At 70.6% G+C, this 23,116-nt stretch carries 16 protein-coding genes; 7 read left to right on the forward strand and 9 right to left on the reverse strand.

Features of this window, described 5'->3' with window-relative positions; genetic code table 11:
- Positions 1-261: 261 nt before the first annotated feature.
- Positions 262-1,980, forward strand: a complete 1,719-nt coding sequence (locus ACTMTI_RS22395) for an ABC transporter ATP-binding protein (protein WP_441122404.1) — start codon at positions 262-264, stop codon at positions 1,978-1,980.
- Positions 1,981-1,983: 3 nt separating this feature from the next.
- Positions 1,984-3,741, forward strand: a complete 1,758-nt coding sequence (locus ACTMTI_RS22400; protein WP_441122405.1) for an ABC transporter ATP-binding protein — start codon at positions 1,984-1,986, stop codon at positions 3,739-3,741.
- An 83-nt stretch (positions 3,742-3,824) separates the two neighbouring features.
- Here the strand turns inward: ACTMTI_RS22400 and ACTMTI_RS22405 are convergent, their stop codons facing one another.
- The gene (locus tag ACTMTI_RS22405) at positions 3,825-5,237 is read right to left on the reverse strand and encodes an alpha/beta fold hydrolase (RefSeq protein ID WP_441122406.1); all 1,413 of its coding nucleotides are present in this window, start codon (positions 5,235-5,237) and stop codon (positions 3,825-3,827) included.
- Between the two features lie 207 nt (positions 5,238-5,444).
- Positions 5,445-7,517, reverse strand: coding sequence for a prolyl oligopeptidase family serine peptidase (locus ACTMTI_RS22410; RefSeq protein ID WP_441122407.1), 2,073 nt, complete (start codon positions 7,515-7,517; stop codon positions 5,445-5,447).
- A gap of 33 nt (positions 7,518-7,550) precedes the next feature.
- On the opposite strand from ACTMTI_RS22410, the gene mshB reads away from it, so the two are divergent.
- The 3 genes from mshB to ACTMTI_RS22425 are packed head-to-tail and all read left to right on the forward strand — an operon-like array spanning position 7,551 to position 9,397.
- Entirely contained in the window at positions 7,551-8,456 is a 906-nt protein-coding gene (mshB, locus tag ACTMTI_RS22415) for an N-acetyl-1-D-myo-inositol-2-amino-2-deoxy-alpha-D-glucopyranoside deacetylase (RefSeq protein WP_441122408.1), read from the forward strand.
- Between the two features lie 11 nt (positions 8,457-8,467).
- Positions 8,468-8,884, forward strand: a complete 417-nt coding sequence (locus ACTMTI_RS22420) for a DUF6113 family protein (protein ID WP_441122409.1) — start codon at positions 8,468-8,470, stop codon at positions 8,882-8,884.
- 18 nt (positions 8,885-8,902) lie between these two features.
- Entirely contained in the window at positions 8,903-9,397 is a 495-nt protein-coding gene (locus ACTMTI_RS22425) for a flavin reductase family protein (protein WP_441122410.1), read from the forward strand.
- Between the two features lie 58 nt (positions 9,398-9,455).
- Here ACTMTI_RS22425 and ACTMTI_RS22430 read toward each other — a convergent pair whose 3' ends face one another.
- Positions 9,456-10,373, reverse strand: a complete 918-nt coding sequence (locus ACTMTI_RS22430) for a hypothetical protein (RefSeq protein ID WP_441122411.1) — start codon at positions 10,371-10,373, stop codon at positions 9,456-9,458.
- Between the two features lie 75 nt (positions 10,374-10,448).
- On the opposite strand from ACTMTI_RS22430, the gene ACTMTI_RS22435 reads away from it, so the two are divergent.
- A complete protein-coding gene (locus ACTMTI_RS22435) occupies positions 10,449-10,865 on the forward strand; it encodes a hypothetical protein (RefSeq protein WP_441122412.1) in 417 nt (138 codons plus the stop codon).
- Between the two features lie 146 nt (positions 10,866-11,011).
- Positions 11,012-13,498, forward strand: coding sequence for a penicillin acylase family protein (locus tag ACTMTI_RS22440; protein ID WP_441122480.1), 2,487 nt, complete (start codon positions 11,012-11,014; stop codon positions 13,496-13,498).
- Positions 13,499-13,535: 37 nt separating this feature from the next.
- Here the strand turns inward: ACTMTI_RS22440 and cysS are convergent, their stop codons facing one another.
- From cysS to ACTMTI_RS22470, 6 genes are all read right to left on the reverse strand, one after another.
- The gene (cysS, locus tag ACTMTI_RS22445; RefSeq protein WP_441122413.1) at positions 13,536-14,981 is read right to left on the reverse strand and encodes a cysteine--tRNA ligase; all 1,446 of its coding nucleotides are present in this window, start codon (positions 14,979-14,981) and stop codon (positions 13,536-13,538) included.
- A gap of 35 nt (positions 14,982-15,016) precedes the next feature.
- Positions 15,017-16,792 carry a sigma factor-like helix-turn-helix DNA-binding protein gene (locus tag ACTMTI_RS22450; protein ID WP_441122414.1) on the reverse strand — a complete coding sequence of 592 codons (1,776 nt, stop codon included), beginning with the start codon at positions 16,790-16,792 and terminating at the stop codon, positions 15,017-15,019.
- 116 nt (positions 16,793-16,908) lie between these two features.
- The gene (locus tag ACTMTI_RS22455) at positions 16,909-18,729 is read right to left on the reverse strand and encodes a UvrD-helicase domain-containing protein (protein ID WP_441122415.1); all 1,821 of its coding nucleotides are present in this window, start codon (positions 18,727-18,729) and stop codon (positions 16,909-16,911) included.
- A 4-nt stretch (positions 18,730-18,733) separates the two neighbouring features.
- Positions 18,734-20,938, reverse strand: coding sequence for a hypothetical protein (locus tag ACTMTI_RS22460; RefSeq protein ID WP_441122416.1), 2,205 nt, complete (start codon positions 20,936-20,938; stop codon positions 18,734-18,736).
- Positions 20,939-21,164: 226 nt separating this feature from the next.
- Positions 21,165-21,941 (reverse strand): class I SAM-dependent methyltransferase, encoded by a 777-nt coding sequence (locus tag ACTMTI_RS22465; RefSeq protein WP_441122417.1) that lies wholly within the window; start codon positions 21,939-21,941, stop codon positions 21,165-21,167.
- Positions 21,942-22,042: 101 nt separating this feature from the next.
- A complete protein-coding gene (locus ACTMTI_RS22470) occupies positions 22,043-23,104 on the reverse strand; it encodes an ABC transporter substrate-binding protein (RefSeq protein WP_441122418.1) in 1,062 nt (353 codons plus the stop codon).
- Positions 23,105-23,116: the final 12 nt, after the last annotated feature.

The raw sequence follows: 23,116 nt of genomic DNA on the forward strand, positions 1-23,116 counted from the left end.
CACGTGCGAACCCTCGTCCCGGCCCGGGCCATGCCTGGCGTCCCGGTCCGGGTCGTGCCTGGCGTCCCGGCCCCGGTCATGTCTGGCGTCCCGGTCCGGGTCGTGCCTGGCGTCCCGGCCCCGGTCATGTCTGGCATCGCTCCTACCGGCCCCGCCCTGGCCGACGCCCTGGTCCAGGCGGCCGGCGCGGTCGATGGCACGCGCTTCGGTGGCGTGAAAATGGTTTGCCGGGCCCGGGCGCGCCTTGTCAATCTTGTCAGAATGCGCTCCCTTCCTGAAGCCGATCCTGGCGTGCCCGACATACGCAGCCCGCTCCGCTTCCTGTGGTGGAACGCGCGGCGGCAAGCGCCGTCCCTGCTCGGGGGCATCGGCTTCGCGACCCTGTGGTGGCTGATGCAGGCCTTGATGCCGACCGTGCTGGGGAAGGGAATCGAGGCCGTCACGGCAAAGGACACCGGCGCCTTGCTCACGTGGGCGTCGATCCTGCTCGTGCTGGGGCTGATGCAGGCGTTCACCGGGGTCATGCGGCACCGGATGGCCGTCTACAACTGGCTGGCCGCCGCCTACCGCACCGTGCAGCTGACCACCAGGCAGGCCGCCAGGCTCGGCGCCACCCTGCCCAAACGGCTCTCGACCGGGGAGGTCGTCAGCGTCGGCAACTCCGACATCGCCCACATCGGCGGCTCCATGGACATCCTGCTGCGCGGTGTCGGCTCCATCGTGGCGATCGTCACCGTCACCGTGATCCTCATCTCGACCTCGCTGCCGCTGGGGCTACTGGTGTTGTTCGGCGTGCCGCTCATGGCCGTCGCCGTCGGGCCGCTGCTCAAGCCCCTGCACAAGCGGCAGGCCAGGCAGCGCGAGCTCGCCGGCGACCTGTCCACCAGGGCCGCTGACATCGTGGCCGGGCTGCGGGTGCTGCGCGGCATCGGAGGCGAGCAGGTGTTCGCCGATCGCTACCGCACGGAGTCGCAGCGCGTGCGAGAGGCCGGCGTGCGCGTGGCCGGAGTCGAATCGGTGCTCGAAGGCGCCCAGATCGTGCTGCCCGGCGTGCTCATCGCGATCGTCACCGGCATCGGCGCCTCGTTCGCCGTCGCCGGCGAGATCCCCACGGGCCAGCTCGTCGCGTTCTACCTCTACGCGGTGTTCCTGATCGGCCCCATGCGCACGCTCACCGAGGCCGCCGACAAGCTCACCAAAGGCCACGTCGCGGCCGGGCGCGTGATCCGCATCCTGTCCATCGAGCCCGAGGTCACCGGCGGCACCGGGACCAGCGGGGGCGGCGTGCTGCGCGACTCGTACAGCGGCGTCACCGTCCAGCCCGGGGTGCTCACCGCGGTCGCCGCGGCCTCGCCCGACGACGCGGGCGCCATCGCCGACCGGCTCGGCCGCTACACCGCCGGCGACGTCACATTCGGCGCGGCCGACCTGAGCACCCTGCCCATCAGCGAGGTCCGCTCCCGCATCCTGGTCGCCGACAACGGCGCCCGGCTGTTCACCGGCAGGCTCCGCGACGAGCTGGACGTCCGCGGCGAGTCCACCGACGAGCTGGCCGCCCGCGGCAAGGCCACCGACGAGGAGATGCGCCAGGCACTGCACGCGGCCTGCGCCGAGGACATCGTCGAGGCCCTTCCGGACGGGCTCGACACGCAGGTGGCCGAGTCGGGGCGGGAGTTCTCCGGCGGGCAGCAGCAGCGGCTGCGACTGGTCCGGGCGCTGCTGGCCGACCCGGAGGTGCTCATCCTGGTCGAGCCCACCAGCGCCGTCGACGCCCACAGCGAAGCGCGCATCGCCGAACGGCTGGCCAAGAGCCGGGCCGGTAAGACCACGCTCATCTGCACGACCAGCCCGCTGGTGCTCGACCACGCCGACCACGTGATCTACGTCGAGGACGGCCGGGTGCTCGCCGAGGGCACGCATCGGCAACTGCTGGACAACTCGCCCGAGTATGCGGCGACCGTCACTCGTGGAGAGGACTGACCCATGGCTCGGGAAATCCTGCCGATCGCCGACCGGAAGCAGGTGCGCGCGTACGCCAGGCGGCTGACGCTGAAATATCCGCGCCAGCTCGTCTGCGCCCTCCTGCTGCACGGGGTGGCCGCCGTCGCCGGACTGGTCGTGCCGTGGCAGCTCGGTGCCCTGGTGGAGAACCTCCAGTACGGCGTCGAGGTCAACGTCACGGTCGTGGCCGCCGCCATTGGGGGCTTCCTGCTGCTGCAGGGCGTCCTCATGCGGTATGCCGTGCTCGCCTCGGCCAGGCTCGGCGAGAAGGTGCTGGCCGAGCTGCGCGAGGAGTTCGTGGACCAGGTGCTCGGCCTGCCGCTGTCCACGGTCGAGCGGGCCGGGTCCGGCGACCTGATCACCCGCACCTCCCGGGACGTGGACTCGCTCTCGCGCACCGTGCGGCACGCCGTACCGGAGACGCTGATCGCACTGGTGACCTTCATGATCACCGTGGGGGCGATGGTGCTGGTCAGCCCGCTGCTCATCCTGCCGATGCTGACCGCGGGGCCGGTGATCTGGATCTCCACCCGGTGGTATCTGAAGCGGGCGCGCGACGGCTATCTGCGCGAGAACGCCGCCTACGCCGACATGACGGAAGGGCTGGCCGAGACCGTCGAGGGCGCCCGGGCCGTGGAGGCGCTCGGATTGCAGGAGCGCCGCCGGGCGCGTACGGACGGCGACATCGGGCGGTCGTACGCGGCCGAGAGGTACACCCTCGGACTCCGCGTCAGGTGGTATCCCGCGGTCGAGCTGGGCTATGTCATCCCGGTGGTGAGCGCGCTGCTGGTCGGCGGGCTGTTCTACACCAACGGCTGGGTGACGCTCGCCCAGGTGACCGCCGCCGCGCTCTATGCCCAGCAGCTGATCGACCCGCTCGACAGGTTCCTGATGTGGATCGACGAGCTGCAGGTGGGCGGGGCGGCCATGGCGAGGTTGCTGGGCGTGGCCAACGTGCCCGACGACCGGGTGGCCTCCGCCGTGCGCCCCTCCGGAGAGCTGCTGGAGGCCACGGACGTGCGGTACGCGTACCGCGAGGGTCGCGACGTGCTGCACGGAGTGTCGCTGACCGTCAAGCCCGGCGAGCGACTGGCCATGGTGGGGCCCTCCGGAGCGGGCAAGTCCACGCTGGGGCGGTTGCTGGCGGGCATCCACGGGCCGCGTACGGGGTCGGTGACTGTGGGCGGAATCCCGCTCGTGGACCTGCCCCTGGACGAGCTGCGGGGGCATGTCGCGCTGGTCACCCAGGAACATCACCTGTTCAAGGGCACCGTGCGCGACAACCTGCTGATCGCCCGGCCCGACGCCGATGACCCGGCGGTGCGCAAGGCACTGGAGGCCGTGGACGCGCTGGACTGGGTGCTGGGGCTGCCCTCGGGACTGGAGACCACGGTCGGCTCCGGCGGCCTGGCCGTCTCGCCGGCGCAGGCGCAGCAGCTCGCGCTGGCCCGGCTGGTGCTCGCCGACCCGCACACGCTGGTGCTCGACGAGGCCACCTCGCTCATCGACCCCCGGGCGGCCAGGCACCTGGAGCGTTCCCTGGCCGCCGTCCTCGACGGGCGGACGGTGATCGCGATCGCCCATCGGCTCTATACGGCGCACGATGCCGATCGAGTGGCCGTCGTGGAGGACGGGCGGATCAGCGAGCTGGGATCGCATGATGAGCTGGTGGCCGAGGGAGGCTCTTACGCGGCGCTGTGGGGCAGCTGGCACGGAACTCCGACGGCCAGCCGTCCCTGACGACGGCCAGCCGCCCCTGACCCCCGACGTGACCCCACGGCCGCCCGGCGTTTCCCACGACCATCCGGCCCGGCGGCGGCTCGCTAGCACTTTGTTTTCCGCGGTGGCAGGGTGCGGTCGGCGAGGTAGCGGTTGATGTGGTCGCGGGCGCACCCGTTGAAGCCGTAGAGCGTGTGGCCCGGGCCGTCGTGGTGGATCGTGGCGCTGCTGGGGACCTGGGACAGGACGCGCTCCACCGCGTCGGACTCGCCCCACGCGCCTGCGCCCAGCAGGGGAGGCAAGCCCTTGGGGAGGGCGGCCGGTGGGTTGGTGACCGGCACGGGCCAGCCGATGCAGGCCAGGGTCCCAGTGGCGATGGTGCCGGCGGCGCCCACGCTGGGAGCCACTCGGAGCAGGCGCTTGACCGTGGCGGCGAGCTCCTTGCGGTCTGCGGCGCGGGGCCAGTCGGCGCACTCCGTCACGCCCGTGGCCTGATCCGGGTAGCGGCCGCCGCGGGCAGGCACGAAGTCCGAGGCGTCGCCTTCGGCGGCCTTGCGGATGGCCCCGGCCAGCTTGGGCCAGGCGGCGGAGCCTTGGCGGGCGAAGCTTACGGCGAAGGACTGCAGGTCGCGTGTCGTATAGGCCACGTTGGCCGTCTTGGTGGGGATCGGGGTGCGGTCCGCTCGGGCGATCAAGGAGCGCCAGAGGCCGGGGACGTCGCGGCAGTCGTTGGCGGCACACCAGGTGAAGAAGCGTCGCATGAACTGCTCGTTGCTCTTCGCCATCTCCTCCACCTCCTTGTCCCAGTCGGCAGGGCTGTGATTCCACGTGCCGTCGAGGACCATCGTGCGGATCCGATCAGGGAAGAGGCGGGCGTAGGCCTGGCCGTAGAAGCCGGCGTAGGAGGCGCCGTAGTAGTTGAGCTCGTCGTCGCCAAGAGCCTTCCTGATCGCCTCCATGTCCCTGGCGTGGTCCGCCGAGCTCATGTTGGCGAACAGCTCGGGGTCCTTGAGGCGGCAGGCTTCGGCGTAGCCGCGATTGGTGTCGGACAGCCGGCCGAAGTCGGCGTCGTCACGCGGCACCTCGGGCAGCGGGATGCGGGTCCAGGCGCATGCCAGGCCGGTGCTGAGGCCCTTGAACTGCTCGCCGTAGCCGCGGGTGTCCCAGGTGATGACGTCCATGCGTTTGCGGAGCTCGGTCCACATGGCGGGATTGGATTGGGTGAGGGCGACGCCGGGACCGCCGGGGCCGCCGTAGGCGATCAGCACCGATCCCTCCGAGGCGCCGGTGGATTTCAGGCGGCCCAGTTTGAGAGTGATCGTGCGGGCTTCGGGCTTCTGCCAGTCGGCGGGGACCTGGAGGTCCGCGCAGTCCATGCCGATCTTGTCGTTGGGACAGCGCTGCCACGCCAAGGCGGTGCTCCCCGTCCTGGTCCCAGTCTCCGCGGTGGCCGCCGCCGGTGTGGTCAGGAGGGCCGTGGACAGGACGGCTTGGAGGATGGCGAGGGGTTTCAGCATGCGCTTCACGATCGCGGACCGGGGCGTGGGATCGCGTCGGACTGGGGTTTGGTTTTTCGGGGCGGGAGGTCGTACCAGGGGTTGTCAAACCTCGGTCCGACAGCGGCGCCCGCTTGGCGGTCAGGCTGGGTGCCGCCGCGTTTTACGGAGTCACGCCGTGCGACGCGGCGGCGCCCGCGTGGCAGTCAGGCCGGGCGCCGCCGCGTCTTACGAAATCACGCCGAGCGATTTCTTCAGGAAGTCCACCTGGAGCAGCAGCAGGTTCTCCGCCACGACCTCCTGGGGCGTCATGTGGGTCACGCCGGACAGCGGCAGCACGCTGTGCTGGCGGCCGGCCGCGAGCAGGGCCGAGGACAGGCGGAGGGTGTGGGCGGCCACGACGTTGTCGTCGGCCAGGCCGTGGATCAGCAGCAGCGGGCGTTCGAGCTTGGCCGCGTCCGCGAACAGCGAGGAGTTCTCGTACACGTCCGGTTGCTCGTCAGGATGGCCGAGGTAGCGCTCGGTGTAGCACGTGTCGTACAGCCGCCAGTCCGTCACCGGCGCCCCCGCCACGGCCGCGTGGAACACGTCAGGACGTCGCAGCACCGCCAGCGCGGCCAGGAAGCCGCCGAACGACCAGCCGCGAATGGCCACCTTCGTCAGGTCGAGGTCGTCGCCGTACTGTTCGGCCACGCCCTGCAGGGCGTCGATCTGGTCCTCGAGCGCCGGGGTCGCCAGGTCGTTGAGCACGGCCCGCTCGAAGTCGGTGCCCCTGCCCGGGGTGCCGCGGCCGTCGGCCACGACGACGGCGAAGCCCTGCTCGGCGAACCACTGGCTCTCCAGGAACGCGCCGCGCCGGTTGAGCACGCGCTGCGCGTGCGGGCCGCCGTACGGATCCATGAGGACGGGCAGCTTCCCTGAGCCCTGCTCGTGCCAGGAGGGCAGCACCACGGCGGTGGCGAGCTCGCGGCGGCCCGAGCGGCCGATCGAGACCCGCAGGTCCAGGCCGGGACGCTCGGCGTATGAGGGGATCGGAACGGCCATGCCGTCGCGCTTCACGACCGTGGTCGAGACGCCCTCGGTGTCCAGGCTCTGCTCGGTCAGCACGCCCACCCCGCCGGACATCCGCCCAGAGAACACCCCGGAACGGGTCGAGACCGGCAGCAGCGAATGCCCGTCCCAGGTCCACAGCTGGATCTCGGTCGGGTCGCCGCTCGCGCTGAACAGCACGCTGTCGTGATCGACGTCGAGGACGGCCCTGACCTGCAGCGTCGGCGGGGTGACCGGGCGGTCGCCCACGAAGAGGCGATGACCGCCCTCAGCGTTCGCCACCCAGACCAGCGTCCCGTCGTCGAGGTGCGCGGGCACGCCGGTGACGATGTCGACCCAGGCCGGGTCGGCGTCCTCGCGTATGAGCGTGCCGGCGCCGGTCGCCGGGTCCACGGTGAAGAGCCGCATCGTCTTCTGGTCGCGCGTCAGCGTCACGATCGACAGCGCGTGGGAGTCCCAGGCCGCCGTCGTCAGGTATTCCTCCGCGTACGGCACCGCGACCCGCGATCCGTCCAGGCCCAGCACGTAGAGCTCGGTGTTCGCGTTGGGCGTCCCGGCGGCGGGGTAGCGCTGGGCCGTGGCGGCCCGGTCGGGATTGGCCGGGTCGGCGATGTGCCAGACGCGTACCGGCGCCTCGTCCACGCGCTCGGCCAGCAGCGCGTCGCTCGACGGCGCCCACCAGTAGCCGCGCATCCGGTCCATCTCCTCGGCGGCGATGAACTCGGCCAGACCGTATGTCACAGTCTCCGACTCCGGTGTCGCCAGCGCGCGGTCCGCGCCGGAACTCAGATCCTGCACGTGCAGAGCACCGCCGGTGACATAGGCGACATGTCGCCCATCTGGGGACAGGCGGGGGTCGATCACCGCGCCCGGCGTCTCCAGCCTGCGGGCCTCGCCGGTGCGCAGCTCGACGACGTAGAGGCTGCCGGACAGGGCGAAGCCGGCCCTGGTGACGGCGGTGTCGGTGGCGTACGCGACCACGCCGCCCGCCGCCTCCCGGCTGCGCTCGCGCCGGGCCCGCTCCTCCGGCGGCAGGTCCTCCTCGTCGCCGTGGAGCGTACGCGGGTCGACGACCAGGCGCTCGACATGCGTCTCCGTGTCCAGCTCCCATAGGCAGGTCACCGGATCGGTGCCCGACCTCGTCCGCAGGAAGATCACCCGGCCGCCGTCCGGGGAGATCGTGAAGCCCCTGGGCACCCCGAGGGTGAACCGGCGGGTCCGGGCAGACAGGCGCGGGAAGCTCTCGCTCATGGCCTCAATCCTGCCATTGCTACGCTCGGCATCATGACTGATCGACGGCTCCTGCTCGTGCACGCCCATCCGGACGACGAGTCGATCGGCACCGGTGCCACCATGGCGAAATACGCCGCCGAGGGCGCCCACGTCACGCTGGTGACCTGCACGCTGGGCGAGGAGGGGGAGGTCATCCCCGCGGACCTCGCCCATCTGGCCGCCGACCAGGACGACGCGCTGGGCCCCCACCGGATCGGCGAGCTCGAGGCCGCCTGCCGGGCGCTCGGCGTCGAGGACCACCGTTTCCTCGGCGGGCCGGGGCACTGGCGGGACTCCGGGATGATGGGCGTGGCCTCCAACGACCACCCGAAGGCGTTCTGGCAGGCCGACCTCGACGAGGCGGCGGGCGAGTTGGTCAAGATCATCCGCGAGGTGCGGCCGCAGGTGCTGGTCACCTACGACGACAACGGCTTCTACGGCCACCCCGACCACATTCAGGCCCACCGCGTTTCGCGCAGGGCGTTCGAGCTGGCCGCGAAACCGGACTACGGCGAGGGCGAGCCGTGGCAGATCGCGAAGTTCTACCACACGGCCGTGCCCAGGTCCGTCATGGAGCGCGCGGCCGAGGCGATGCGCACGGCCGACGTCGGCTTCATCACCGAGAACGTGGACGACATGCCGTTCGGCAGCCGGGACGAGGACATCACCACCGAGATCGACGCGCGCCCGTGGCTCAGAAACAAGATCGACGCCATGCGCGCGCACGCCACGCAGATCAGCGTGGCCGCGCCGTGGTTCGCGCTGTCCAACAACATCGGCCAGGAGGTCCTGGGCGTCGAGCACTACATCCTGGCCATGGGCGTGCCGGGGCCGCCGGTGCCAGGACCGCCCGTCGAGGCAGGCGGTCTGGGCGAACCGCACAACCGGGAGAACGATCTCTTCGCGGGCATCCACTAACCTCGTTGCCCATGGAGCATCGCGGCCAGGCCGAGTCGGCGCTGGGTGGGGCGGCCTACGGCATGCTGTTCGTGCTGGGGGTCGTCATGGGCGTCGTGGGCGGGTTCACGCATCCGGTGTGGCAGGCGGGCCCGATCCCGGTCGCGGCCGTCGTGTGGGTGCTGGCGTTGTTCACGGTGTGCCTGGGGGCGGGCAAGCTGATGCGCGCCCGGCTCGGGGTCGTCGCGACGGCGGTCGGGTGGCTGCTGGTGACGATGCCGTTCACGCTGGAGCTGGGGCAGGGGGATCTGGTGATCGCGCAGGGCGCACCCGGCTATGTCTACCTGTACGGGGGATTGGCGGCTCTCGTGGCTGCCTACTTGCTTTCGCCCACGTCAGGGGGTCAATCGTGGCTTCTGCGTGGGTACCCTCAAAAGAATTCCATGTAACGGCATAAAGTTGGCGTCGTGCATTCGACAGAGCGGCCAGCGGACCCTGGAACGTATCGCAAGGTCGTCGGCCGCTTCGCCACCGGAGTCGCGATCGTCACGACCAGGCTCGGCGACATCGATCACGCGATGACGGTCAACTCCTTCACCTCCGTCTCACTCGACCCGTTGCTCGTGCTGTTCTGCGCGGAGAAGGTATCCCGCTTCCATGACGCGGTGATGACGGCGGGGGTGTGGGGGGTCTCCGTGCTGCCCGTCTCGATGGAGGACGCCTCGCGGTTCTTCGCCCACCGGGGGCGTCCGCTGAACGGGCAACTGGCCCGGTGGCCGCACCATCGCGGGGAGTCGGGGGTGGCGCTGTTCGACGGGGCGATCGCCACGGTGGAGTGCGCCACCACGGCCGTGCACGACGGCGGGGACCACTCGATCGTGGTGGGCGGCGTGACCGCGCTGGACACGCCGTCCGACGGGCCGCCGCTCCTTTATCACGAGGGCCGGTACAAAACGCTCTAGGCATGAATCGGGCCAGGCGCGGTGGCCTGGCCCGATCAGCCGGTCGTCGACTCCCGTGTTACTGGGCGGGAGCGCTGACTGATTCCGATGGTGTCGTGGTGGGGGTCTCCGTCGGCACGCCGGTCGGCGTCTCCGTCGGGGGCGGCGTCTCCGTCAGGGTCGCCGTGGGTTCCTCGGTCGGGGTCTCCGGCGGCGGGCAGACGGGGATCTCCGTCGGAGGTACCGTCGGCGACACGGTGCCGGTCGGGACGTCGGTCGGAACGTTGGTCGGAACGTCCGTCGGGGTCGCGGTCGGACTCTCGGTCAGTGTGGCTGTCGGGGTTGGGGTGGGGGTTTCCGTCGGCGTCGGTGGCACCGATGGCGACACGGTGTCCGTCGGTGGCACCGATGGCGACGCGGTGTCCGTCGGTGGCACCGGCGGAGTCACGGTCTCTGTGGGGAGCTCGGTCGGCGGGAGGGTTTCCGTCGGCTCGGCGCTCGGCTGACAGGTGAACGTTTCCGTGACCGTCGGGCCGGGCTCGGTGACCGTGACCGTGGGACCTGGTTCGGTGACCGTCACGGTCGGCAGGGGCGTCATGGTGACGGCGGCCTGGCCGCGTTTCTTGTACGTGCCCCTGCCCAGCTTGGTCGCGGACTCGCCGGCTCCCGTGGTGACCGGGAGGCCGACGCTCGCCGTCTTGCACGAGCCGCGCTTGCACACCCTCTGCTTGACGCCGAAGATGGCGGCTCCGTCGTACTCGACGGAGACATTCAGATAGGAAATGCCCTTCTTCTTGACCACCGCCGTCGTGACGGTGTACTCCCCGGCCGTGGGACTTTCCGAGGGGACGGGTTCGGTGGCTAACACCACCCGTGCGTCGGGGGGAGTCTCAGTGAGTCGTAGGGGATCGGTCGCTGACGTCTGGGTGATCGCGATTCCGCCGGCTCCTGCCAGTGCGACGGTGCCCAGCAGCGCGCCCAGGATGGAGAATCTCATAATCCTGCTCTTGTAGGAGATTTCAGGACCCTGATCATTATTCCGACTTGTCAAGATTGGTCAAGACTGAGACGCATGGACAGGCGCTTCTGGTTCCGGCGTACGGTGAACTACCTCAATCTCGCCACGCCGCTCGGTTTGCTGATCTCGATCATCGGTGGCACGACCAGGCGGCCCGGCCCGGACGGACTCATCCTCGCCTTCGGCTACCGCTACAACTTCCCCATCGCAGGGGCGTTCACCGTGGGAAACGTCGTCCTGACCAAGTGGGATTCGCTGAGTGACCAGCTCGTTCGCCACGAAGGGCGGCATGCCACGCAGTGGGCCTGGTGCCTCGGGCTGCCCATGCTGCCGCTCTATCTGCTGGCCATGCTGGTCTCGGTCATGGTGTGCGGGAACCTGGCTTCGTACAACCCCTTCGAGCGCCTCGCCGACCTGGAGGACGGCGGTTATCCGCGGGCGCCGCTGTGGTGGCGAAGATCCAGGGGTTGACTCCTGGAGTCAGCGTGGCAGCCCCGATGGGGCCGCCTCAGAGTCCGCTGCGAAGGGCGCGAAGGGGCCGGAGGAGTGATCGCAGGCTGTCAGACTTAGTGCCAGTTTTCGGCAAGATGGAGGTGTCGGTGAGACCCTATGCGTGGATGCCGTGGCCGTTGCGGTGGTTCGCTCGGGTGTTGACCGTTCTTCTCGCCCTGGCACTCGTGCTGGCAGGCGTCCTCGTCTACACCGTGCGGAAGTCGTTCCCGCAGGTGGATGGCACGCTGCGGTTACCCGGATTAACCGGGAATGTGGAGATTTATCGTGATAAATCGGGAATCCCGCACATCTATGCCGACAGTGCCGCCGACCTCTTCATGGCCCAGGGATTCGTCCACGCTCAGGACCGCTTCTACGAGATGGACTTCCGGCGCCACACGACCGCGGGGCGGCTCTCCGAGCTCTTCGGGAAGTCGACGCTCGGCACCGACAAGGCCCTGCGGACCATGGGCTGGCGCAGGGTCGCCGAACGGGAGCTGCCGGAGCTGGCCAAGCAGACCCAGGACTACCTCAACGCGTACGCGAAGGGCGTCAACGCCTGGCTCAGCGCCAACCCGAACGCCTCCGACCGCAGCCTCGAATACTCCGTGCTCAAGCTCCAGAACGGCGACTACCAACCGGAGCCGTGGACCGCGCTGGACTCCCTGTCCTGGCTGAAGGCCATGGCGTGGGACCTGCGCTCCAACATGGAGGACGAGATCGACCGCGCGCTGGCGCTGACCAAGCTGCCCAGGGAGCGGGTCGAGCAGCTCTACCCCGGCTATCCGTACGACCGGCACTCCCCGATCGTCACCGAGGGCACGATCGACCAGGGCCGCTTCGACCAGCGGGCCGAGCCGCGGCTGCGCGCCACCGCGGCACTCACGCAGGCGGCCAAGACGCTGGACGCCGTGCCGAGCACGATGGGCACGGAGGATCGCGAGGGCATCGGGTCGAACTCGTGGGTGATCTCCGGCGACCACACGGCCGGTGGCAAGCCGCTGCTGGTCAACGACCCGCACCTGTCCGCGCAGATGCCGTCCGTCTGGTACCAGGCGGGGCTGCACTGCCGGAAGATCACGGAGGAGTGCTCGTACGACGTGACGGGATTCACCTTCTCCGGCGTTCCCGGCGTGGTCATCGGGCACACGGACAAGATCGCGTGGGGCTTCACGAACCTCGGTCCCGACGTGGCCGACCTGTTCCTGGAGAAGGTGGACGGCGACACGTACCTGTACAAGGGCGAGCAGGTGAAGCTCGAGACCCGGCAGGAGCAGATCAAGGTGGCCGGCGGCGCCCCCGTCACGATCACCGTCAAGAGCACCGTGCACGGGCCTTTGATCAACGAGGTGATCGACAGCGCCCGGCCCAGCGGTGAGGCGAACGCGGTGGCGCTGCAGTGGACGGCGCTGACACCGGGCAGGACCGCCGACGCCATCTTCGCGTTGAACAGGGCGACCGACTGGCAGGAGTTCAAGGCCGCCGCGGCGTTGTTCGAGGTGCCCGCCCAGAACCTGGTGTACGCCGACACGACGGGCAAGATCGGCTACCAGGCCCCAGGCCGCATCCCGGTGCGCGACAAAGGCGACGGCACCTGGCCGGTCCCCGGCTGGACGGGCGAGTACGACTGGAGGGCCGCGCCCATCCCGTACGACCAGCTCCCGTCGGTCGAGGATCCGGCGGACGGGTTCATCGTCACGGCCAACAACGCCGTCATCGATCCCAAACGCTACAAACCGCTGCTCACCAAGGACTGGGCGTACGGCTACCGCTCCGAACGCATCCGCGACCTCGTCGAGGAGGCGATCAAGAAGGGCAAGGTCGACGCGGCCGCCATGTCCAAGATCCAGCAGGACTCCCACAACGGCTTCGCGGAGACGCTGATCCCGGCGCTGATGCGGGTGGATCTGGCGGGGCCCGGCGAGCAGGCCAGGCAGCTGCTGAAGACGTGGGACGGCACGCAGGATCTCGATTCCGCCGCGGCCGCGTACTTCAACGCGGTCTGGCGCCAGGTCCTCCTGCTGACGTTCAACGACGAGCTCCCGGAGGGAGCCAGGGCCAGCGGAGGGGACCGCTGGTATGAGGTGATCAGGCGGCTGCTCGAACTGCCGGACGACCCCTTCTGGGATGACGTGACGACGAAGAACCTCACGGAGACGCGCGACGACATCCTGCGCCAGGCGATGGCCTCGGCGTACCAGGAGCTCGCCGATCGGCTCGGCACGGACATCGCGTCCTGGCGCTGGCGCGACCTGCACCAGTTGGAGCTGGTCAACGGGTCGCTGGGGACCTCCGGCATCGCGCCGGTGGAGGCGTTGTTCAACCGCGGCCCGTTCCCGGTTCCCGGCAACAAGGACGCGGTGAACGCCACCGGCTGGAATGTTCAGAGGGACTACGCGGTCACCGCCGTGCCCTCCATGCGCATGATCGTCGACCTGTCCGACCTGGACAAATCCCAGTGGATCAATCTGACGGGCGCCTCGGGGCACGCCTTCCACGACAATTATTGGGATCAGGCGGAGGTGTGGGCCAGGGGCGGTCTGCTGCCGATGTACTCCAAGCCCGAGTCGGTCAAGAAGGCGGCCGTTCACACCCTCAAACTGACGCCCTGAACACCCTGACGGCGGTCCACCCGCTGGCGAGCCGCCGTCAGGCCCAGGTCTGACCCTCTGGGGTGTCGGAGACGCGGACGCCCAGCTCGGCCAACTCGTCGCGGAGCCGGTCCGCTTCCTTCCAGTCCTTGGCCTCCCGCGCCCGCTCCCGCGCCTCCAGCAGTTCCCCGGCGCCCGGGGGCAGCACGCGCACCTTGCCGATCTCCGTGGAAAGGTCCAGCCCCAGCAGCTGATCAAGGTGCAGGAACGACTCGAACTTGGCCCCCGGCGCCACCGATTCGTCCCGCTCCAGATCCCGCAGGATCCGCAGCGCCGTCGGCGTGTCCAGGTCGTCGTCGAAGGCCGCCTCGACGCGCTCCACGTAGTCCGCCGCCATGGGCTCGCTCGGCGACTCCGCCCACTCGGCCACGCGCGTCCGCCACCGCCGCACCGTGCGGTCGGCGGCCCGCAGCGTGTCCCACGTCAGGTTGAGCTGCTGCCTGTATCGGTGCTCCAGGAACGCCATCCGCACCGCGAGCGGGTCGAGACCGGCCGCCACCACATCGGAAAGCAGCACCACGTTCCCGGTGGACTTGGCCATCTTGCGGCCCTCGAACAGCAGGTGCTCCCCGTGCACCCAGTGCCGCACCACCTCGTGCCCGGCGGCCGCGTCGGACTGGGCCCGCTCGTCCTCGTGGTGCGGGAAGCGCAGGTCCATCCCGCCGATGTGGAGGTCGATGTGCGAGCCGAGGAAGCGCAGGGACATGGCCGAGCACTCCACGTGCCAGCCGGGGAACCCGCGTCCCCACGGCGAGTCCCAGGTCAGCTCGCCGTCCGCGGGTTTCCACAGGGCCCAGTCGGCGTGGAAGCGCTTGCGCGGGTCGACGGTGTCGATGCGGTGGGCGGGCCTGAGGTCGTCCAGGCGATTTCCGGAAATCTCGCCATAAGTGGGAAATGTCCGTACGTCGAAGAACACCGACCCGTCCGGCACCGCGTACGCGTGCCCCTGCTCGATCAGCTTGGCGATCAGCTCGATCATCAGGTCGATGGTCTCGGTCGCGCGCGGCGTGTGCTCCGGCGGGCGGAGGTTCAGCGTGGCGGTGTCGCGTCTGAAGGCGTCCTCGTAGAAGCGCGCCAGCTCCCGCGCGGAGCGCCCCTCGGCCCGCGCCTGCCGCACGACCTTGTCCGCCCCAGCCCCAGCCCCGGGGTCCGCCCCAGCCGCGAGGTCCGCCCCGGTCTGCGGCTCGGCCCCGGTCTCCGGTTCGGCATCGGTGTCGGGGTCGTCGTCCACCAGGTGGCCGACGTCCGTGATGTTCTGGCAGGCCAGCACGCGCACCCGCCGCCGCTCCAGCACCCGCCTGATCAGGTCCGACAGCAGGTAGGTGCGCAGGTTGCCGACGTGCGCGTAGCGGTAGACCGTCGGTCCGCAGGTGTACATCCGCACCGCCCGCCCGGGTGCGATCTCCTCAACCTGCCTGGTCCGCGTGTCGTAGATCCGCAACATCTGCCGAGCTTAGCTCGGCGTCATCCCCAGGAACGTCATCCCCCCAGGAAACCGAGTATGTCCCGGTCGCCGCGCTCGCGCAGCCGGGCCAGGATCTCCTCGCGCGTGGCCGTGTCGGGCAGCCCGATCCTGGCCCCGATCAGCCGCAGCCCCTCCATCTCCGAGCTGACCGGCGCGGTGTAGCCGAAGAGGTAGAGAGCCCGGTTGATCGGCGGCATCCCGACGGGCGCGGCCGGCAGGTAGCGGGTCAGCAGCTCGCCGCCGTCCGACACGGTCAGGAACACGTGGTCGCCCTCGCTCGCCTTGAACTCGGCCAGCACGTTGCGGATCGAGCCCATGGTGGGCTGGTTGTGCCAGCTGATCACCACGTCGCCGGAGGGCGCGGAGGCGGTCAGCTGCCCGCCGGGCGCCATGCCCAGGTAGGCCGCGAACCCCGTGGGCAGCGGCGACCCCGACCCGCGCAGGTGCTCGGCGTTGATGTCCACCCGGTGCCACCAGCGCCCGTCGCGTGAGCGGAAGCTGCGCCGGGTCTCGGAGACGTCCTTGCGCGGCTGGTACGGCTCCGGCTCCCCGCTCGGCGAGGTGCCCGCCACCCGGATCCAGCCCCGCTGCGTGCGCTCGAACCCGGGGCCGCCGGAGTACGCCCGTACCGAGCTCTCGCTGACGTCGTACTTCGAGGTCAGGTTCGTCACGATCGTGCTCACCGACGCCTCGCCGCCGGCCCGCTCGATCTCCCTGGCGATCATCTCCCTGATCCCCAGGTATTCGTCGCCGCCCCACCTCGTCAGGCCGTACTTGTTGCGGTCGACCCGGCGGAAGCGCTCGTCGGCGGTGAGCTGGTTGCGGATGCCGACGAGGCTGTAGTCCTCGCCGATGCGCTCCTGGATCTCCTCGGGCGACAGCGGCGAGCCCGCCACCGCCAGCACCGCCTCGGCCTTCTCGTTGATGCTGCGCGGCCACGGCACCACGTGCTGGCCCAGCACCCGGAGCTGCGGCACGGCCAGGATCCACCGCTCGGCCACGTCCTCGCGCACGCCGAGCTGCGCGACCATGGACACGGCCTCGCCGAGCGGGCGCGGCCCGTCGGAGAACAGCTGGCGCGTCTTCTCCCTCAGCTCGTCGGTCCCGCCCGCCACCAGCCAGCCTTCGGACTGCTCGTAGCCGGTCAGCAGGGTGCGTACGAACCGCCACACCGGGATCCCCAGCGTCCGCAGCTCGCTGCGGTGCCACGGCACGGCCGCCTGCAGGTCGTCGGCGGGAACGGCGGAGCCCAGCCGCGTGCGCAGCCACGCCACGTGGGCGGCCAGCGGCGCCGCGACAGGGGTGCCGAGCCAGGCCTCCACGTGGTCGCGCAGGTCGCGCTCGATCTGCCTGATCCGCTCCCGCGTCACCGAGAACCGCTGCGCCAGCTCGTCGAGCGTGGCCCGCTGCGCCGCGTACAGCCGGTCGCGGGCGATGGCCCGCTGCCGGTCGTCCAGCGCCGCGAACAGCTCGTCGATCACCTCGGGCAGAGGCCTGTCCGGCCGCGCCGGCGCGGGGAGCGCGTCGGGCGCGGGCTCGAGCAGCCGCTCGAACACGCCGCTGAACAGCTTCTGCACGACGTCCTTGCCGAGCGTCTCCGGAGTGCGCTCGGCCTCGGCGGGGTCGGAGAAGCGCAGCAGCGGCAGGATGTCGCCGAGCATGAGGTGACCCCAGCAGGCCACGGCCAGGTCGGCCAGGTGGCCCGCCACGGCGTGGGTGCCGACGATGGCACACGCGCGGTCCAGCGGAATCGCCTGCCACCAGGCCTCGGGCAGCTGTGGCTCCTCCACGATCGGCGCGATTTGACCAGGAGAGGTCCAGCGCACGGGTGGCGCGAGGTCGCTCAGACTGAGGTTCATTGAGGTCCAACCGGCAATGGGAAGTATCCGCAGTTCAGACTATGTGATCAGAGGGGGATAAAGGGGCTACCTCTTCCGGAATGGGAGATATAGAGCATCGCACGGGCCCGCGTACAGGCGACGAATAGTATGCTCCGCTCGCGCTGCAGCGCTCGAGCCCTGGCGCCAGGTTCTTCAGGCGGCGGCTCCGGCACCGTGCCCTCCGCCACGCCGATGAGCGCCACCCGCTCGAACTCCAGCCCTTTCAGATGCTGGAAGGTCGAGGCCCGCACGTCCAGCCCGTCCAGCGCCTGCCTGGCCGCGCGGACGAGCTTGGGATCGCGGGCGGCGACGGCGATCTCACCGGCGGGCACGCCCTCCGCCAGCCACGCCTCGATCGTTCTGCGCAGCCCGGCCAGCTCCGCGTCAGGGCTGTCGTACGCCCTGATCATCGGCCGCTCGCCGTTGTGCGTGGCGCGGTAGCCGTACATCTCGGTCACGCCCTTCACCAGACCGGGCGCGGGGCCGCCGCCCCGCAGCCGGACCACGAAGGACAACAGCTCCTGCGGCAGCCGGTAGGACAGCCTGAGCGCGTGCTGGACGGCGTGGATGCCGACCGCGCCGAGCACCACCCGCGTCTCGGTGACCCGCTGGTGCGGATCGCCGACGATGAACAGGTCGTCGTGCGCGCGCGGCACCGCCGCCCGCAGCAGCCGCCACTGCGCCGGGCTGATGTCCTGCGCCTCATCCACCACGATATGACGGTACGGCTTGCGCCCGGGCTCCACGTCGTCAAGCAGGTCACCGGTCGAGAGGGACAGCACCCTGAGCGCCTCGTCGGTCAGCTCGGCCAGCGTCCGCGCCCCCGGTCCCACCAGCGCCGGGCGGCGGCCCTCGGCGCCCGCCACGATGCGCAGGGCCAGGCGTTCGACGTTGTCGACCTCGACCCGCTTGCGGACGATCTCGTCCTCGATCAGCACGTCGAGCCGAACGGACAGCTCCTCGGCCAGGCTCTGCGAGAACGTGATGAGCAGGACGGGACCGCTGCCGTTCGCGGCCAGGTGGGCGGCGCGGTGCAGAGCGGTGATCGTCTTGCCGGTGCCCGCGCCGCCGATGACCAGCACCGGACGCTCGTAGCGGGCGGCCCTGGCCAGCCGGTGCTGTGCCGGATGCGGGAACGTGCACCACTCCGGCGCCTCCAGCACCCGGTCGAGCGCCACCTTGTCGGCCGCGAACGCCGCGCGGTCCGGGCTGCGGAGCAGCGCCGTGTGCAGGTCGTCGGGGTCGATCGGGCCGCTCTCGGCGTCGGAGGCGCGCCACGCGTCCAGCTCGCGCCAGGCCTCGGAGAGCGAGCCGCCGCGGGCCAGCACGGCGAGCGGGACGTGCTGCGTGGGCGGGAGGAGCGGTTCGAGCGCGGCCACGTCGGCCTCGGTCGTGATCAGGCGGAACAGCGGCAGGGCGTGCACGTCCAGGCCGAGCGCGAGCAGGTCCCCGTCGCAAATCGGGTCGAACAGCCGCGACGGCCGCACCGACCTGCGTAGTGCGGGCTCGACCCGTTCCAGCGCGGCGGCGTCCCATTCCTCGACGACGCCGATCACGGGGTTGACGCCGTACCGGTGGCGTTGCGCGTACGACCAGGCCTCGGGGTCGGGCAGCACCGTACGCAGCCAGTACACGTCCCGGTGCCGCACCACCACCCCACGATGCCCCTCGGCCAGCCGCAGTGTCGCGACCCGCGGATCCCGGGCGCCCCTGACCCGTTCGGGGTGCGGGGCGCCGGACACGTTCAGCAGGAACCGGCGCAGCGCGACCACGGCGTCCCTGCGCACCGGCTGGGCCAGTGCGCCGAGCCGCCCGGGGAACTCAGGGCCGATCGCGAGCCGCGGCACCGGCTCAGTCCAGGAGAGCTAGCAGATCGCGGTCTCCGCGTTCGCGGAGCCTGGTGAGCAGGTCGGGCAGGCTGACCGGCCCGGTCATGCCGATCCTCGTGGCGATCACCCTCGCCGCCTGATCTCGTGTGCCTCCCGGCGCCGTGTACCCGACCAGTCGGAGCGCCTTGGTGATCTTCTCGGCGCCCTGCGCGGCCACCGGCAGATGCCTGGCACGCAACACGCCCTCGTCCGACAGCGTCAGGAACAGGTGCCCGCCTTCCTTGGCGCCGACGTCGACGAGCAGGCGCTCGATGGATTCGAGCACCGGCCTGCCGTGCCAGGTCATGTTCAGCTCACCGGCGGCGCTCCTGACCGTTCTGGTCTCGCCGGGGGAGAGCCCCAGGTACGACGCGAACCCCGTCGGCAGCGCGCACTCGCCGCCCGCCAGTTGCTCGGCGGTCACGTCGATGCGCAGCCACCACCGGCCGTCCGGCTGCCTGAAGCAGCGCCTGGTCTGGGAGACGTCCTTCAGCGGCTGGTACGGCTTGTGTTCGCCCGGGGCGCCGTTGCCTTCTTCCACCGGAGGCGCCACCGGCGAGAACGCCTGGAACTGCGGCGGGCCGGGCGGCGGAGGAGGAGGAGGAGGAGGAGGCACGTTACCGAACGCCGACTGCGGCTGCTGTTGCTGGGGCTGTTGCTGGGACGGCAGGGTCGCCAGGACGAACTGCCAGGCGGGGACCTCCAGCGCCTTGATCTCCACGTTGTGCCAGTCGGCCGCGCCGATCAACTGCTCCTTGGGCGCCGCCGGACCCAGCGTCCTGCGCAGCTCGTCCAGATAGGCCCGGTACGGCGCCGCCTCCTCGCTGGCCAGCCATTGGTCCAGGCGGATGCGGAGCTCGTGCTCCGTGGCGGAGATCTCGGCGGGCGGGACGGCGAAGAGCTTGGCGAGCTGGTCCACGGCCGAGGGTTCGTCCGTGAAGACCCGGTTCTGCGCCACGGCCCAGCTCTTGTCGTCCAGTCCGGCGAACGCGGCCTCGATGAGCTCTGGTATTTCGTTCGCGGCCAGCGCGGCGGCCTCCTCGGCCGCCGGCTCGGGGGCGGGCTCCTCGGCGGCGTGCAGCACGGGGACGGGCTCGGCCTCGGGGGCATCTTCGGAAACGGGCTCCACGTCGGCGTCCAACACCGGCTCGGCTTCGCCTTCCGCAACCGCCCCATCAACGGGCACGTCGTCTTGGACGGGCACGTCGTCTTGGACGGGCACGCCGTCTTGGGCAGGCACGTCGTCTTGGACGGGCACGTCGCCTTCGACGGGCACGTCGCCCTCAACCCGCACTAAGCCTTCGGCAGGCAGCGCGCCCTCGACGGCGATCTCGCCCTCATCGGCCACCGGGTGCTCCGGCGCAGCGGCGGCCTCGGGCTCGCCCGGCCCGGTTGCGGCAGGCTCGTCCTCGGCCGGTGCGGCTGAGGCAGGCTCGTCCTCGCTCGGCGGGCCGGCCTCGTGCGCGGCATGGTCGGGCGCGGCTTCAGGCTCGTCGTGGCCGGGCGCGGCCTCGAACTCGGCCTCGCCCGTCGCGGCGGCGCCGGGTGCGCCCTCATGGGAGGCAGCACTCTCGTGAGTCGCGGGCTGCTCGCCCTGGGTTTCGGGGTGCTCGGCGTCCATGGCGGGGGCGGCCTGCGCGGAGGCCTGGCCGGCCGGCTCGGGCTCGTCCGTTGCCGGCGCGGCGGCGAACGCCGCGGGCTCGGCGGGCTCGGCGGTCGGCTCAGGTGCGCGCTCCGCCGCGATGAGACCCGGTCCGGGCTCTCCGGCCACGGGCGCGGCCTCCGGTTCGCCGGCGACCGCCTCAGGCGCTTGCGCGGCCGCATCCTCGGCGACGGGCGCGGCAGTCTCAGCAACGGGTGCGGCCGCGGCCACCGGTTCGGCGGGGGTCTCGACGCGCGGGTGCGCGAAACGTACCAGGACCGCCGAGAACAGCGTGTTGAGCACCGGGCGCGCATGGATGAAGGGCTGGTCCACCAGCTCCCTGCCGGTCAGCGCCAGCAGCCCGGTCCACGAGCCGGCCCGGTCGAGCGCGATCGCCACGGCGGGCTCGTCGGCCTCGTCCGGGTCGAGCACGTGCAGCGCGGGCAGCACGTCGCCCAGCGCCGCCGCGGGCCAGTGTTCCAGGGCGATCTCCGTCAGCAGCTCGCCCAGCGACTCCGGGCCGATGGCTGCGAGGACATGCGGCATGGGCAGACTGCGCCACCACGCATCCGGCAGATCCGGCTGCCCGGTAAGTAGCGTGATCGTCGACGCGTCGCTCCACCTCAACGGTGGAACGAGGTCGCTCAGGCAGAAGTTCATCCCGTTCCGTTCACCAGCCCCTCACGCCGCCGCAGCGGTGCAGCCATAATCTCGCCGCCCACGGAACAGACCATAGTCCGGCAAAACAGCCCTACGCATCATGTACTACGCATCAGCGCCGAACGGCGGCAAAGCGTAGGCGCACGTAGTCAGCCATCCAGCCAGTCTCCCTGCGAAGCGCAGGTGCCGCCAGCTCATTGACACGACGCAACAGGGGCTGCACGATCTCCGGCGGCAGCCCCTCGAGCACCGATGCGGCGAACATGCGCACCCAGTCGGCGGCCCCTCCCGGACATTCGTCGAGGGGGGTCGGCCGGTCGAAGTATTCGAGCAGCCTGACGACGAAGCCCTCCTTCTCGAGGCGGCGGGCGTACTCGGCAGGCGTGGGAAAGTACCACGGCAGCTCGGGCTCGCGCAGGCCGTACTCGCGCCACGCGGTCAGCATCGCGGCGGTCAGCTCGGCGCAGTTGCCGGCCCCGCCCATCTCCGCCACGAACCGCCCGCCGGGAGTCAGCGACTCCCGGACGTTGGCGATCACCGCGCTGGGATCCCGGCTCATCCAGTGCAGCGCCGCGTTGGAGAAGACCGCGTCGTACGGGTCCACGACGGTGAAGTCGTGTGCGTCGCCGACGATGAAGTCGATCCCCGGATGCTGCGCGAGCGCCTTCTCGATCATGGCGGCCGAGCCGTCGATGCCGAGCACCTTCGCGCCCCTGAAGGCGATCTGCGCAGTGAGCACGCCCGTGCCGCACCCGAGGTCCAGCACGCGCTCGCCGGGCCGCGCGTCCAGGAGGTCGATCAGCGGGGCACCCTGCGTGGAGACGTAGCCGAAACTGCTGTCGTAGGCGCGACTGTTCCACCGCTCCAAGCTCGGTGTGTCGTATCGCAAGACGATCAGCTCTCATTCGTCAGACATCGGGCCCCCGTGGCCGTGCTGTCTGCTCACTTTAGAGCCTGAACGTCTCTACGACATATCAAGTCACAACGGACTCATCCCACGCTCTTGGGCCACTCCTTCTTGAGGTACGCCTTCGCCGCGTCTGCCTGCGGAATCGTCATGAGCACCGGCGGGCCGGGCGCCTTCGGCATCTTCCCGGCCTGCTCGGTGTCGAGCGTGCCCTTCATGAGCATGGCCTCGCCGCGGGCGGGGCGGGCCCAGCCCTTCTGGAGGAGGTTCTGGCCCTCGTCGGAGAACAGGAACTCCTGCCAGAGGCGGGCCGCGGCCGGGTGCGGGGCGGCCTTGTTGATCGCCTGCACGTGGTAGCCGCCGAGCGGCGCGTCCCGCGGGATCGTGACCTTCCAGTCTTCGGGTTTGGCAGCGCTGCGGGCCGCGTTCAGGTGGTCCCAGGCGACGATCACGTTGGCCTTGGCCGGCTCGGTGAGCTGCCCGGCCTGCTTGAGCTTGGCGAACAACGCGACGCCCTGCTCCGGGTGCGGGACCCCGGATCGCATGGAGGCCGCCATCACGCCGCCGAACCCCGAGGCCGAGCGCAGCGGGTCGCCGTCGAGCGCCACCCGGTAACCGGGCTTCAGCAGGTCGGCGAAGGAGGCCGGAGGCTTGACCGCGTGCGGGTCGTACCCGATGGACATGTAGCCGCCGTAGGCGGCGTACCAGGCGCCGGAGGGATCCTTGACGTCGTCGGGGAGGTCCTGCCAGCCCTGCACCTTGTACGGGGCGAAGCTGCCGGCCTTCTGGACGGCCATGTCCAGGGTCAGGTCGAACACGTCGGGCTTGAGCTGTGCGGCGGCGTCCAGTTCGCGCTTGCTGCTCGCGCCGGGTTCGAGCTCGTTGACCTTGAGCCCGTACTTGTCGGCGAAGGTGTCGATGACCTCGCCGTAGTTGACCCAGTCGCGGGGCAGCCCGATCACGTTGAGCTGGCCCTCCCGCTTGGCGGCCTCGACGAGCCGGTCCATGGTGGCGAAGCCGCTCTTCAGCGAGCTCGCCTGGACGTTGACCGGTGGCAGGTTCTTGGGCGTTGACTCTGTGGACGACGCGCCGCATCCGGCGCTGGCGAGGATGGCTGCTGCGGCGGCGCAGGTACGTACGGTCACACAGTGAATACT

This window comes from Nonomuraea sp. H19 (genome assembly GCF_052068215.1).
In the GTDB taxonomy this organism is placed as follows: domain Bacteria; phylum Actinomycetota; class Actinomycetes; order Streptosporangiales; family Streptosporangiaceae; genus Nonomuraea.